This window comes from Peribacillus sp. FSL M8-0224 (assembly GCF_038003055.1).
GTDB lineage: Bacteria > Bacillota > Bacilli > Bacillales > DSM-1321 > Peribacillus > Peribacillus frigoritolerans.
Map to the genome: position 1 here is coordinate 5,046,865 of NZ_JBBOOJ010000001.1, position 14,298 is coordinate 5,061,162.

Below are 14,298 nucleotides of genomic sequence, written 5' to 3' on the forward strand. Positions count from 1 at the left end.
ACAAATTAGAATCCACAACCAAAATAAAGCAGGACATGGAAGAAGCCAATGTCCTGCTTTTTAATGTTAAATGTTTGCCCAGTTCAAGATGGGGGACTTTTTTCTTTACTTCAAATACTTCTTCAACACCGGTTTCATTTGATCGACAACGACATGGCTGCCGCCTCGTCCTTTTACATCTTCCATCATCCATGCCATGAGAAGTTCCGGGTCTTCTGTGTCCATGGCAACAAACCAGCCGTTTTCTGTTCCGTCCGCGTTTTTGGATGCCTTGATTTCAGCAGTTCCCGTTTTGGCAGCGATTTTGATGCCAAGATCAGCTATTCCATGTCCGCTTCCCTTAGGATGCTCCACTACTTGTGTCAGCATCTTGGTGACCTGATTCGCTTGGTCTGCTGATATCGCATTTTCTTTCCATATTTTCTTTTCTATTTTATCTCCTGTTATTAAGAAAGGTGCAGGAATGTTTCCTTCATTTAGGAAGGCTGAATAGGTCATGGCGAGGTGGAGCGTGCTCATTTGAACTTGCGCTTGACCATATCCAGCATCTGCCAATCTCCCCTCACTGTCGATCTTGCCGATGCTCGATGCTTTGATCGGATAATCATAATTCAAAGACTCATCAAATCCGAAAGCCTTGAGTCCATTCGTGAATTTTTCCTTTCCAAGCCCGAGAGCTTTTTGGGCAAAGTAAATGTTGTCTGAATAAATTAATGCCTTTTCCATATCGATCGGAACACCAGGGTCCGAAACCCTTGTAATGGAATGATCTTTCCATGTCGATTTGGCCCACGTTTTCCCTTGGATATTGATCGACCCTTTCGGATCCACACCATTTTTCAAGGCGATCGCCGCAGTGAGGGCCTTAATGGTTGAACCAGGTGCATACGTCGAACTGAAACGGTTCAGAAGTGGTTTTTTCGGGTCTTCTTCAAGCGCTTTTTGTTCTGCTTTCGTTATTCCGAAAATATATTTATTAGGATCGAATGACGGACTTGAAACAAGTGCAAGCGTTTCGCCTGTCTTCGGATCAATTGCCGATGCCGATCCAACTTCGTTCTTATATTGCTTGAAAATATCCTTTTGAAGCTCGGCGTCGATGGTCAATGTAATTGTTTCTCCCTCTTCAGCAGGCTTTTCAGCAATCACCTTTTCTTCGCCATCTTCGGTTTTAATGAAGATTTTTCCGCCAGGTTTGCCTTTAAGCCGCGCTTCCAACACTTCCTCAAGACCTCGCTTGCCAATAACATCACTTGCGGTATATCCTTTTCCTTTCAATTTCTCCAGATCCTCGGCCGATGCCTCACCGACATATCCGATTAGATGGGCAGTGGCCTCTTTATACGGATATATGCGCTCTTCCGTATTATTGACAGATACCCCGGCAATGCTCAATAGCTTTTCCAAAGTTGCGCTATTATCATTTGACATTTTCTTGATGGGCACGAAATAGCTTGGCTTTACCCATGTTTGTTTTAATTTCTGATTCACTTCGTCAGTGGACATGTTGAGGATTCCAGCGACCTTTTTAACCGTTTCGGTTTCGTTGGCCATTTTCTCTGGCACGATTCCCACTTCTGCCACCGTTCCATTCATGGCGAGGCCGCGTTCCTTTCGATCGACAATTTCCCCGCGAATGGCTGGATACGATTCAACCGATACCTTCTCACCAGCTTCCAATTGAGGGAATATGTAGCTCTCATCCCACTTGATGTACCAATTTTCTTCCTCGCCTTCCCCTTCCTTGACAAGTATCGCTTTATGCTCAGAGCTGACAGCGCCCGCCATAGTGGACATATCAACGGTATATGCAAGGCTTACCTTCTCTCCATCTTTATGATCTTTTTCTTCTTTTGGCTGTTTATAGTCCACCTTTAAATGGTCGGCTTCAATCCCCGTATAGATTTTTTCATAACGCTTCTCAAATTCATCCGCACTGATTTCTTTCCTTGTCTCAGGTGACAGATACTCGTACATCTTCGCAAAATCTTGTTTATTCCAAAGCTTCGTGTATGCCGCAAAGCGCTCTTCCGGACTTGGCTCATCCGAGCAACCGGCCAGGAACAATACGCTCATCAACAATAAGCTGGAAAATAAAGCTAGTTTCTTCATGATTTCCTCCTAATGAATAGTTAGAATGATATACCTATAGTTTAGCAAAATATTAGGGAAATGGGGGATTTTGCATGCTGAATTTCTTCACTTTTCTAATTAACCATGTTTTTTCTAAAACAAAAGTCCCGTACATCGCGTACAGGACTTTACTTTAAAGCATTCTTTTTTTTCGGCTTTTTTTCTCTTGCAGCCATTTTTTCAGGAAGATGAAGCCGAGGATGGCCGAAATGATGAGTCCGCTTGTCGTTACAATGACAGCTACCCATTCGTATAAGCTGTAATCCATATACGCTTTCCATGGTAATTTCCCTTTCCAATCTTCAATATATAGATTCATTCCGAATATCCCGGAGATCACCGTATAAATCGTTAGTATCTGTAAAAGATAATTACTTCTTTTCCCAGACAGTTTATCCTGATTTTGATAAAGGTAGGAAAGTGTTTCCTTCACTTCACTGTAGAGAGGGGCAATCCTGAAGGTTTCATCCGTTTTTTTGAAAAGCTCTTTACCGATTGCCGTACTATTCACTTCAGTGAATAAGTACTTTGCAGAAAACTGAGTGATCATGAAAATCAGCTGTTCTGTATCCGATTGATCTTTTTCCACATCAATCTGGGAATGTTCATGAGCCAATTTAAGCAGTACGATCTTATAATAGAAGAAAAGCAACAATGTATAAAAATGCTGGCCGTACATTTCGCTTGCCAGTTCTTGTTCCAGTTTACCTGTCGCTTTCGTGACACACGCGAAATGATACATGCTAGTTACATAATAGGTTTCCTTTCCCCACCTGTCATATACCCTTTCTTGATAATACTTTTCTATATAATCAGGGTTTAATGCGCCTATATATGGCTCACCATCATTGTCATACCCGTTCAGCTCACTGATCCGGAATAAATCATTTTTAGAAATATCACGATTCTCAGGGAATGCCGTATAACTGATCACATACATTCTTTCATCAATGAAAAAGGGCAAACTCCCAAAATAGGTCGGATCCGCTTGTTCTTCATCCATATATTCCTCAATAGGCGGCAACAGTTCATTGAAGATGAAATCCTTCACTTGTTCATACTGATTTTCCCGGCAGCCAACTTTCGTTTTTTCTTCATCATCAGCAATCGGTTCGAGGATTCTAAATGTATCACCAAAATAGAGCACATCATTATGTGAAAGCCCTTCAGGTAAAGTAACACGAAGATTCATCATGCCGATATGAAATGGGCATATGAAGATATCTATAGAGTTAATAATAAATGGGGTATTTAGATAGGGTGATTCGAAGGTACAATCAATATCCAATTTTTTCGTGAAACGCCGCAAGCCTTCCTTCTGTTTTGCATGACCCGGAAATAAAATCGGCTCGATGTATGGCATGAAGTACTTTTCCAATTTACGGTGTGAAACTTTATGGCCACCGTAAAATTGATTTTGTTGTTCCATATCTTTCAAGTTCAAAAAAACGAAATTTTCCTCAACCAATTTCCCAACAAACTTTTCAATCATTTTTCCTTCAAGTGTAAAGGGAAAAATGAACTGCTGGAAAGTTCGCTTCGTGGGATCATTCTTCACTTTCACATCCATAAAATATATTCCTCCGATTAAACTGCTATAAACACAGGTTTAATTCATCTTGTTTCTTATATTTACCCATGTATATACAAACAAAACGAAACATAATATAGAAATAAAGTGGACAAATTATCCAAAAAACAAAAAGATCCCCCAAGCAAGTGCTCGGGGGCCATCGAAAAGAGTTCTTCAACCCTCTTCACTTTAGGGTACTAGAAACTGATGTTTCTAATGAAAAATCCGATATTCGGACCATTTTAGCATTTTTTTAAAGTATGATAAAACACGAAATTCCTCCATATTTAGGCTTTACCACTTATTATCATCTAATTAATCCTTATATGCAGGGATTGACAGATGAAAATATAACTCTAGGAATAATTACGTTATCTTTTTTTTCATTATTCACTTTATGAGGAAATCACGTTTTAATTTTAAAAAAATGGGTAAATAAAAAATGTAAAGGAGAGACATCATGAAATCCGATAGAAATAAACAACACTTTAAATTTTTTGAAAGAACAAATAACGCTAAACCAAGTGAAAGGAAACAATTGAGCGATTTCATCAAAAAGAAAATGAATGCTCAAAACTCTCATTTAAATGGTAAAAACTCATGACATATGGGATGTCATGAGTTTTTATCGTTTAAAATGCGATTTCATTTCCCTGAAGGTTGTGCTTCACACATTTTTTGATACCGATTACATTCAAAAAATGTTTAATTTTCTTCATTGAGGTTGCCTGATATTCATCGGCAATGGAAAACTCTTTAATATAGGCGATTTTTTCTTGGACATCTGTATCTATATGATCTTGGCTGTATTCTTTTTCACCTGATTTTTGGCATGTGTACACCACAGCTTCACCAATATTCCTTGTTGCCTTATCAAAATAAAAAGAAAACACAATGGCACATTCATCATCGTAAAAAGAGGGTTGAACTTTCATATTAATATCAATCATTAACCTTACACCTCTCTCCGTTTTGTTATTTACACTATAACAAAATCATTAAAAGGAAATAGGCGTTACAAACTACCCTCACGTTTCTTCCACGCCTACCAAATGAACCTTACACTCCCCATTCATAGATAATTATAACTACAGGAATATGCGCAAAAGAATAATCAACCAAAAATGATAATAAAAAAACATCTTCAATTGAAGATGCTTGAATCAGTTATAGTAAGCTTCATTTACTTATTTATATAAACCTGGAAGTTCTGCGTAAAGGCCTGGTAATTCGCTTGGGACAATAACAAAAGCAGCGATGATAAGAAAAGATACGACTAATGCTTTAGTACTTTTTTTCATAGGTCATTCCTCCTTTTCTTTTAAAAAAATATTGGTTAAAATAGAAATAAATTCTATAGTTATATTTAACCACACTTCTTAAAACCATATATTTCGACTAAAGAATCTATTTAAACCGTTCAGGACCTGTACATACCGCTTTCACCGATTTTTCATAACAAAATATAACTCTAGGCATATTTTAAGGAGAATCAAAATGGATTTTTTTGCAGTTGGACAAAAGATCAAAGAACTACGTAAACAAATCGGGCTTTCCCAGGAAGAGTTGGCAACCGGTATTTGTACACAAGCACAGATCAGTAAGATTGAAAAGGGCGATGTCTATCCATACGCATCCACTCTCTATTTAATTTCCCAACGTTTAGGCGTTGATGTAAACTATTTTTTCGATATTGGAATGACCCCTAGGCTGGATTACGTGGAAGAAGTGATTTATCAATTAAAAATAGCCAGAAGAACCCGAAATTATGAGGAAATGCAGCAAATTGTAAAGGCTGAGGAAAACAGTCCCCTCTTTCTTCAGAATAAAAAGAATCATCAATTGATTCTTTGGCACAAGGGAATATACGAATATGAAAAAAATAAAGATTTAGATAAAGCCATCGATTTCATTAATCAGGCCATAGCCATTACCCATACGACAGACAAAATTTATTCGGAACGGGAGCTTGAAATCTTAAGCAGCCTTGGTGTAATGTATGTAGCCGAAGAACACTACGAAAATGCATTCGCCTTGTTACGGAAAGCTTTAGATCACTTGAAAGCCCTGCCCTTTTTGACGGATAAAACGCTTAAGACACGTCTATCCTATAACTTCGGCAGGGTGTTAACACGCCTGGTCCGATACGAAGAGTCCATTGCCTGCTGCCAAGATGCCATAAAGTGGTGCCTCGAACATGACCAATTATATGCTTTAGCGGATTTACATTACCATTTAGGGTATAATTTTGAACTCGTAGGTAACTTTGAAGAGGCAAAAGAGTACTTGGAAAAGTCAGCGTTTCTATTCAATTTACAAAAAAATCATACCTTTGTTACATTCATCAACAAAAAGTTGGACAGTTGGAAGAATGAAATGAAAATTAACTAATTTCATATTTTAGAGCCATTCCCGCGGGAATGGCTCTTCCCATTAACCAAGAATATGTATAATCTCACACTCATCATTTTCAAAACCTCTATTCTACATTTTAAATTCCAAGCCAAAATGAAGTATAATAAAGAGATGCTTCAAAAACGCCCATTAAAAAAGGGTTCCGGCCCCTCATCACTTAGTTTTGTGAAGCTAATGAGGATGAAGGATTCCTTGCATGTTCATCGTGAATGCCAGTTATTCCTGTTTATATCCGAATCGCTTATATTCAAGCGGATTTTTGACGATATTGACTTTTACAGGGTATTTATGAATATAACGGCAAGAAGCAGTGATTAAATCGAATAGAACGTAAAGAGAACGGCCATGTTCCGGCATTCGATCATATATACACAAAGCCGGGACGGGATTACGAAAAGTTAAGAACTGATGGTTCATGATCATACAAAAATATATAACTAGGGCTGGTCCCTGAAGGAGGAGAGTATGGAGCGGGAGTTGTTGTTAGTTGGGGAGCGGCTGGCGGAATTTTTGGAGGCCGGGGATCCGGAAGATTCGGATGTGGTGAATCAAGGGCTCCAGTTATACCGTCAGGGGCTCGTTGATATTAAAGAAGAAGCGGTGGATACGATTGCGGCTGAGGTACAGGAAGAGACACGATTTAAGGCCAGGCTGAATCTGCTCTCCCCACAAGATGGAAGCTGTACATGTGATTCAAGGTTCATTTGCCGGCATCAAATGGCCGTTTTCTTTTCTGCATATTCCGAACACGCTAGTGTTTCCGAATGGCTGGGCGATTGGAAAGCACCTAAAAACGCCTCAGCCGCCCAAGCACTGCAGCAGGTGAAACCGGCAAGTGAATTACTTAAACAGGCGGCGGGGAGATCCATCACCTTAGATAAAAGCTATCCATCATGGAAGCAATTCGTGAATGATGCCTTTGCGGAACATGTCGAGCCCCATATAGGCGAGGCTACTTACATGATTGAAAATCATATACAAACTTACTTTAAACGCCTTAGCTCAAAAGCTCCAATGGAAAGGGAATGGAAGTTGCTTTATCATTTTGTTACGCAATTTTGCACAATGCAGCAGACACTGAGAATGATTCAGCTGCATAAAAGTGAGACGCAAACGATCAGGGTCTTTTATGCACTTGCCGTCGACCTGGCAGAAGAGCTGCATGAAACGGTACAGCCGCTAAGCAGGCAAGCGCGGCCCTTCGCCTTTGATCCCTTCGTTTTCAGCATCAAGGAAGATGTAGCTAAACTGCTGGATGGAGGTGAAGGCCTCGAATATGAAAAGATCGACCTCTACCGGGAGATATGGAGCTACTTATTCTCCAACTCCTCATGGCGTAAAGAGGAACTTGAACGAATCAATAAAGAACTTCCCGAGAAGTATATGGGCACCACTGAGAGGACGTCCTATACCCTCGCAGCCATTCACCTATCCCTTTTGGAAAACCATGATAAACAAGCGATTGAGCTTCTCCATGAATTGAAGAAGGATGCCTGTCCATACATTTTTTATTGGCTGAATCTCCTGGCTGAATCTGAAAACCGGGCACGGGCCATCCCTTTCATTGAATTCATCAATAATAATGTCCAGGAATTCCTTGCCGGTCTATCCGATTATTATAAACGGGTAGATTTCGTCCGGACCTTTACGACTTTAATTAACAGTTGCTGTTATAAATTAAAACGGAACGATTTGCTTGAGAAATTTTACAGGGCCACCCTTCCGCACAGCTATTGGAACTATGCAAATTTCCTTTTTGAACAAGGACAATACAAAAAATGGGTGGAGATGCATATTTACTCGGAAATCAGCATTGACTTAATCAGCAGTGAATCCATCAAAGAAGTGGTATCAAAAGAACCGGAACTAATCCTGCCCCTTTATTATCATGCGGTCCAGGAAAAAGTTTCTTTGAAAAACCGGCCTGCTTATAAGCAAGCTGTCCGTTATTTGAAAAGGATGCGCACCATCTATAAAAAGAGCAAAAAGGAAGACGTATTCGAACGGTATATACTTTATGTAGCAGATTCGACCAAACGGCTTCGCGCTTTCCAAGAAGAACTAAAAAGGGGTAAGCTTATCGATGTTTAATCCAGGGAAATTAAAAATCAAAATAGCCGCTCTCGAAAACGGAACTTACGCCCTTGGTGTCGTCAATGAAGAGAATACCTTCCTCACCACGAATCATATTCGCAGGCTGTTATTCAACTGGGATGACGCAAGCTTTTATGGAACTAAAATGACTACGGATATAGTGGATGGAAATCAAGTATTCATTCTTGACGCTTGGGGACTTCTCAACTTTTTTGCGAGGGAAAGCTTTAACTCCTTCATAGAATGGGAATGGTCCGAAATATCCTCCCTTTGCCTTTCAGCAGCGCCCGTTCTTCATGAATCCATAGAAGCTGGAATCCCCGTACCGGATTTCACTAATCTACAATTGGACTCCATCGGCTGGAAACTGCCTGAAGAAGTGGAAGAGGAATTCGTCCCGTCCTTTTGGGAAGAAGAAATATCTTTGGATCTTCCTTCACCTGAACCGGAAACCAACCGTACTTTTATCGAAAAGTGGTATAACGGTGCCGCTAACATGTATTTAAAAAACTATTCACCCATGCAGCATAAATGGAGTGAAGCCGTCGGGGCATTAAAGGATACTCGACTTTCCCCCGAAGAATTACAGGCCTTTTTTGACAAAGACAGCTGGCAGGAATGGCTCGGTACCCTGCCCGACCCAAAACCATTCACTATAGGTCTCCGTTTAACTGAGCCACCTGAGGGTAATGGGCCTTGGATACTCGATGTTACCCTTCGTTCCAAAAGGGATGAGAATATCATTGAAACATATACAGGAAAAAAACTGCCGCGCGGCTGGAACAAGTATGCAAGTGATGTGGTGCGTGCCACGAAACGCTGGCAACTCGTCGTGCCATGGCTTGGGGAGAATGGCCGTCTGAAAAGGGAGATTTCGGAAACGGACGCATGGGAGTTCTTGACCGATGCAAGCGAAAAACTCCTGTTTCTTGGCGTCGAAATTCTCCTTCCATCGTGGTGGCTTGCCTTGAAGGAATCCTCATTGAAGGTCAAGGCGAAAGTGAAGAGCCAATCGAATCGCGGCCCGTCTTATGTAGGGTTAAAAGCTTTGATGGACTTTGATTGGCGATTCTCATTAAATGGCAAAGAGCTCACTGAGGCGGAGTTCGAGGAGCTCGTCAATGAAAAAAGGCGGCTTGTCTTCATACGCGGCCAATGGGTCAAGCTTGACCCAGCATTCATTAAACAAATTCAGGAGCTTATGGAAACAGCCAATGAAAAAGGCATCCAACTGACTGACTTGCTGCAGCAGGAACTGTTGAATGGCATAAATGAAGATGGCGATGACGATTCTGAAAACCATGAAATGCTTCGGATTCAATTTGAATTGAACCAGGAGCTCCGTAAAATGGTGGGAAGGCTCAGGGAAACCAAGAACATATCCGTCCTGCCCGTCCCTAATGCACTTCAAGGAGATTTACGCCCTTATCAAAAACTGGGCATGAGCTGGCTCCTTTTTTTAAGGGAGCATGGTTTTGGTGCTTGTCTAGCCGACGATATGGGACTTGGAAAAACAGTCCAGATGATTGCCTACCTGCTTCATGTGAAAGGCAAAGAAGGAGCTGGTGAAGAGCTGCCCACTGCGCCCAGGGACGAACAAAAGAGTGAACCGATCATCGTCGAAGAGGATAGCGGCGCAGAGAGCAGTGATGAGGCTGAGGCCATTGCCACTGCCCCCGAATCCGTCTCTGTTCAATCGGCGCTAATCGTCTGCCCGACATCGGTCCTTGGCAACTGGCAAAAGGAATTGGAAAAGTTCGCACCTTCACTTAAAGTTCACCTTCACTATGGATCGAATCGTGCTAAAGGTGAAGTATTTACTAAACTGGCAGCCGATCATGATATTGTCTTAACATCATATGGACTGACCCACCAAGATGTGGCTGAACTGACCTCGATCCATTGGAGCAGCGTTATCCTTGATGAAGCACAAAACATCAAGAATGCCCAAACGAAGCAATCCAAGGCGGTGCGAAAGCTAAATGGCAGACATCATATCGCCTTATCGGGTACGCCGATGGAGAACCGTTTAAGTGAGCTATGGGCGATTTTCGACTTCATCAACAAAGGTTATCTCGGAACGCTAGGTCAGTTTCAGGAGAAATATGTGGCGACCATTGAGCGTGATGAACAGAAGGATAAAATCAAGGAATTACAGCGTTTGATACAGCCATTTTTGCTTCGCCGTACAAAACGCGATAAAGAAGTCGCTCTTAATCTTCCGGATAAGCAAGAACAAAAGGAATTCGTACCGCTTACCACCGAGCAAGCATCGTTGTATGAACAACTGATTAAAGATACATTCACTGATATCGAACAACTGTCTGCCTTTGAAAGAAAAGGCATCATCCTCCAGATGCTGAATAAGCTAAAGCAACTTTGCAACCATCCAGCTCTTTACTTAAAAGAGACGGAAAAGGAAAACATCATGAAGGCACCTAACCGATCAGGCAAACTCGAGAAGCTGACCGAGCTTATCGATGCGGTCCGCGAACAGGATGAAAGCTGTCTCATTTTCACACAATATATCGGGATGGGCAATATGATTAAAGAATTGCTGGAAAAACGATATGGCTTTGAAGTGCCATTCCTGAATGGGAGTGCGAACAAGAAGCAGCGTGATGAAATGATCACCCGATTCCAAGATGGGGAATTCCCTATTTTCATACTCTCATTGAAAGCAGGCGGCACGGGTCTTAATCTTACAGAAGCAAACCACGTGATTCACTATGATCGCTGGTGGAATCCAGCTGTTGAAAATCAAGCCACCGACCGTGCTTACCGAATTGGTCAACAGCGTTTCGTTCACGTTCATAAGCTAATCTGCACAGGGACCCTGGAAGAAAAAATCGACCAGATGCTTGATAAAAAGCAAGCCTTGAACGACGAAATCATCAGCAGTGACAACTGGATCACCGAACTTTCCACAGAGGAAATCAAGGACTTGGTCGCTCTTCAATAACCTGATTTCACGATATGAAGATGATTGAGGGCAAAAAAAGGAGAATGCATATAGATATGCATTCCCCTTTTTTTATACATAGGCGTCCTGTTATACATGGCATCGTTTGGTTCGAAAACGTTTATTGATTCAAAATAGCGACTTCACCATATAGAGGGCTGTGATCCAAATGATGATTGCAGAAATTTTATTTAATATTCCAAGGAATTTTCCAGATGTATCAACCTTTTTCAGCAATCGTCCCGCAAGACATAATCCGTGGAACCAGCACCATGACACAAAGATGCACGTCATGGTGAAAATCATTTTATCTTTTCCTGAATAAACAAGTGAGCTCGAACCGATTACACCTATCGTATCCAGGATTGCATGCGGATTCAGTAATGATACGGATAAAGCAAATACAATTTGTTTTTTTGTCGACATCTGCATGGATTGGACACCTGACTGTGAGTTTGATTTGGCAAACCAAATCTGAAAGCCCATATACAATAAAAATATAACGCCGATTATGATTAATGTAAGGCGCAACCAATCGTATTGCATGACAATCAACGAAACACCTAAAATAGCTAACAGAATGAGCACCGTATCGCAAATTGCAGCCGTGATCGTTGCTGGCAATGCTTTTTTTATTGTAGGTTGGATTGCTCCTTGATTAAAAATGAAAACATTTTGCACTCCCAATGGAAGTATCAGCCCTAATGCCAATAATAATCCATGAAAAAATGGCCCCATATGAATACCCCCTTCCCTCATATTCAGTATAATGAGTAAAACAAAGGAATTGACCCTCCAATTGGTTGGTCTTCAAACCAACCAATTTAAAGGAATATAGAACATGAAAGGAGTGGTTTTCGTATGTTTATCGAATGGAGACCAAACCGGTCTTCCGCGCAATCACTTCACCAACAAATAGTGGATTGGATCAAACAACAAATTACACGGGGGGAATGGCCAGTTGACACTAAGCTTCCATCTCAACGCACATTGGCCGACTCATTTGGCGTAAACCGAAGTACCATCATCACAGCCATAGATGAGTTGATTGCAGACGGATTATTGGAAACTAAGCTTGGGTCTGGCACTTTCGTTTCCAATAATACATGGAATGTGCTCGTCTCCAGCAAACAGCCCGACTGGAAAAACTACGTCCGGAATGGCCTTCATGAACCTAATTTAAAAACGATTCAGGATATTAATCAGTATGAAACGGATACTGCCATCATCAGATTAGGCACTGGTGAATTATCTCCAGCTCTATTGCCTACAAAGCAAATCGAAAAGACGTTGCGATCCACTTCCTTTGATGCACACTCATTAGGATATTCCGAACCCAAAGGTGACAAGAGACTTCGCCAATGTATAAGTGTTTATTTAGAAACAAAAGGGATCAACGCAAGTCCCGGCTCCCTCATGGTCGTTTCTGGCGGGCTCCAGGCACTCCAGTTGATTTCAGTTGGTTTACTTCAAAAGGGATCGATGATTTTACATGAGTCCCCTTCCTATTTAAATTCCGTCCACCCTTTTCAATCTGCGGGCATGCATTTAGTAGGTTTATCAAAACAAGGACGTGAAAGTATCCCGACACAAATGAAGCGCATCAATGGGAGGAAGAAAGCGTCACTGTTTTATACTGTCCCAACGTTTAACAATCCAACGAATACTACATGGTCAAAAGAAGAAAGACTTAACCTCCTATCACTATGCAAAAAAGAACAGATCCCGATTATTGAAGATGACGTATATAGTGATTTGTGGTTTGATTCGGAACCGCCGCCGCCATTAAAATCCCTTGATGCAGATGGCCTTGTATTGCACATTGGCAGCATGTCCAAAACTTTAAGCCCAGGATTGCGCATCGGCTGGATTGCCGGCCCCATAACTGTGATTGAACGTTTAGCGGACATTAAAATGCAAATGGATTACGGTTCCAGTGCACTTTCCCAATACCTTGTGGCAGAATGGTTAGCAACTGGTCAATATTCAAAGCATTTAGAATGGCTAAGGCAAGAGCTGATGGAACGCAGGGATTTTACATTAACTCTTCTCAATCAATATTTTAAGGGACTGGCCGAATGGCAAATACCTCAAGGCGGATTTTATATATGGCTAAAATTATGTAAACCCATCGTGAATCCAAACCTTTTCAAGCAAGCGATAAAGGAAAACATACTTCTTAATCCGGGATACATATACGAACCAAACAACCATACACATATACGGCTATCATATTCATACGCCTCGGAGGAACAATTAGCTTATGGCATCCAAACCCTTTCAAAGATCATTCGGCGGTTGGTTTGACATCTCCAAGGATAGGAAACGCTCATCATGGCGAAACATTAATGGAGCTGCCGTGGCAGCTCCATCCATATCACTTATTGGCAGCTTTAATTTTCACGTTCCGCTCTTTTTGCTGAATGATGAAAAAAGAATGGTGATAGCCATGATTGATCATGATATGATCGAGGATTGCCGTAAGCGCCTCCCCCTTATTCACCTGATAAGTCTCTGAACTTTCCTCAATGATGATTTTTTCTTGGTGGGGGTCATAATTAATAGATGTTTTAGCACCTCTTTCAAAAAAAGAAAGGGTTACCTCCTGACATAGAGGAAAATCCTGATAGGGTGAATCAGAGCGTGGATCCTTTTCAAAGGGAGAATGGACGTGCTGAAGTGCATCAAAGAAACTCGGTTTTGTAAGATATGACCTTTCGCTTCCTCTCCTTTCGAATTTCACTGTAATTCCAAGACTACTTACTTTATTGCTTGATTTCTTCTTATAATTCATGGATACCCTCCTTTTTATTAGGTTCTTTATACCTAATTCTTTTATCTCATACCATATACCTGCCGGATAATGAAAATACTTCCTCACTAATAGATTTCCATATTAGCACGGTGAAATTACAGTAAACTACTCCATCTTCACGAAAAATTCAAAATCCGGAAATCTTATTACGCAAAAACGGCCCTCTTGGATAAGAGGGCCCATACTGTAGTTGAAGAAAGCGAGTATGCCTACAGTTTTTTTCTTTGAAAACGTTCCGGCTTATTTCAGAAATCCGCTCCCTTTCCGCCGACTGTCTGCCAAGCCTCCTCGACGCAAGCGTCTGTG

At 41.2% G+C, this 14,298-nt stretch carries 10 protein-coding genes; 5 read left to right on the plus strand and 5 right to left on the minus strand.

Annotation, left to right across the window (positions count from 1 at the left end; translation table 11 throughout):
• Positions 1 to 105: 105 nt before the first annotated feature.
• Both MKX49_RS24570 and MKX49_RS24575 read right to left on the minus strand, forming a co-directional pair.
• Positions 106 to 2,112, minus strand: a complete 2,007-nt coding sequence (locus MKX49_RS24570) for a penicillin-binding transpeptidase domain-containing protein (RefSeq protein WP_340878127.1) — start codon at positions 2,110 to 2,112, stop codon at positions 106 to 108.
• Between the two features lie 154 nt (positions 2,113 to 2,266).
• Positions 2,267 to 3,703: a hypothetical protein gene (locus tag MKX49_RS24575; RefSeq protein ID WP_340878128.1), complete on the minus strand. Its 1,437-nt coding sequence runs from the start codon at positions 3,701 to 3,703 to the stop codon at positions 2,267 to 2,269.
• 463 nt (positions 3,704 to 4,166) lie between these two features.
• Here MKX49_RS24575 and MKX49_RS24580 point away from each other — a divergent pair, with 463 nt between their 5' ends.
• Positions 4,167 to 4,310, plus strand: a complete 144-nt coding sequence (locus MKX49_RS24580; protein WP_153246105.1) for a hypothetical protein — start codon at positions 4,167 to 4,169, stop codon at positions 4,308 to 4,310.
• Positions 4,311 to 4,338: 28 nt separating this feature from the next.
• Here MKX49_RS24580 and MKX49_RS24585 read toward each other — a convergent pair whose 3' ends face one another.
• Entirely contained in the window at positions 4,339 to 4,656 is a 318-nt protein-coding gene (locus MKX49_RS24585; protein ID WP_340878129.1) for a hypothetical protein, read from the minus strand.
• Positions 4,657 to 5,203: 547 nt separating this feature from the next.
• Between MKX49_RS24585 and MKX49_RS24590 the strand changes: the two genes are divergently transcribed.
• The 3 genes from MKX49_RS24590 (at position 5,204) to MKX49_RS24600 (ending at position 11,177) form a co-directional block, all read left to right on the plus strand.
• Complete coding sequence (locus tag MKX49_RS24590) at positions 5,204 to 6,097, plus strand: helix-turn-helix domain-containing protein (protein WP_340878130.1); 894 nt, start codon at positions 5,204 to 5,206, stop codon at positions 6,095 to 6,097.
• Positions 6,098 to 6,586: 489 nt separating this feature from the next.
• Positions 6,587 to 8,212: a hypothetical protein gene (locus tag MKX49_RS24595; protein ID WP_340878132.1), complete on the plus strand. Its 1,626-nt coding sequence runs from the start codon at positions 6,587 to 6,589 to the stop codon at positions 8,210 to 8,212.
• Positions 8,205 to 11,177, plus strand: a complete 2,973-nt coding sequence (locus tag MKX49_RS24600; RefSeq protein ID WP_340878133.1) for a DEAD/DEAH box helicase — start codon at positions 8,205 to 8,207, stop codon at positions 11,175 to 11,177. The genes MKX49_RS24595 and MKX49_RS24600 overlap by 8 nt, the downstream gene beginning before the upstream one ends.
• A 129-nt stretch (positions 11,178 to 11,306) precedes the next feature.
• Here the strand turns inward: MKX49_RS24600 and MKX49_RS24605 are convergent, their stop codons facing one another.
• Entirely contained in the window at positions 11,307 to 11,915 is a 609-nt protein-coding gene (locus MKX49_RS24605; RefSeq protein WP_034315735.1) for a LysE/ArgO family amino acid transporter, read from the minus strand.
• 123 nt (positions 11,916 to 12,038) lie between these two features.
• On the opposite strand from MKX49_RS24605, the gene MKX49_RS24610 reads away from it, so the two are divergent.
• Positions 12,039 to 13,484 (plus strand): aminotransferase-like domain-containing protein, encoded by a 1,446-nt coding sequence (locus tag MKX49_RS24610; protein WP_340878135.1) that lies wholly within the window; start codon positions 12,039 to 12,041, stop codon positions 13,482 to 13,484.
• A 70-nt stretch (positions 13,485 to 13,554) separates the two neighbouring features.
• On the opposite strand, the gene MKX49_RS24615 is transcribed toward MKX49_RS24610, so the two are convergent.
• Entirely contained in the window at positions 13,555 to 13,971 is a 417-nt protein-coding gene (locus MKX49_RS24615; RefSeq protein WP_063595730.1) for a hypothetical protein, read from the minus strand.
• Positions 13,972 to 14,298: the final 327 nt, after the last annotated feature.

Bases quoted from the DNA above. Each gene is read 5' to 3' on its own strand.
- MKX49_RS24610 (WP_340878135.1), top strand. From the start codon at position 12,039: ATGTTTATCGAATGGAGACCAAACCGGTCTTCCGCGCAATCACTTCAC.
- MKX49_RS24580 (WP_153246105.1), top strand. From the start codon at position 4,167: ATGAAATCCGATAGAAATAAACAACACTTTAAATTTTTTGAAAGAACA.
- MKX49_RS24585 (WP_340878129.1), bottom strand. From the start codon at position 4,656: ATGATTGATATTAATATGAAAGTTCAACCCTCTTTTTACGATGATGAA.
- MKX49_RS24570 (WP_340878127.1), bottom strand. From the start codon at position 2,112: ATGAAGAAACTAGCTTTATTTTCCAGCTTATTGTTGATGAGCGTATTG.
- MKX49_RS24595 (WP_340878132.1), top strand. From the start codon at position 6,587: ATGGAGCGGGAGTTGTTGTTAGTTGGGGAGCGGCTGGCGGAATTTTTG.
- MKX49_RS24590 (WP_340878130.1), top strand. From the start codon at position 5,204: ATGGATTTTTTTGCAGTTGGACAAAAGATCAAAGAACTACGTAAACAA.
- MKX49_RS24615 (WP_063595730.1), bottom strand. From the start codon at position 13,971: ATGAATTATAAGAAGAAATCAAGCAATAAAGTAAGTAGTCTTGGAATT.
- MKX49_RS24605 (WP_034315735.1), bottom strand. From the start codon at position 11,915: ATGGGGCCATTTTTTCATGGATTATTATTGGCATTAGGGCTGATACTT.
- MKX49_RS24575 (WP_340878128.1), bottom strand. From the start codon at position 3,703: ATGGATGTGAAAGTGAAGAATGATCCCACGAAGCGAACTTTCCAGCAG.
- MKX49_RS24600 (WP_340878133.1), top strand. From the start codon at position 8,205: ATGTTTAATCCAGGGAAATTAAAAATCAAAATAGCCGCTCTCGAAAAC.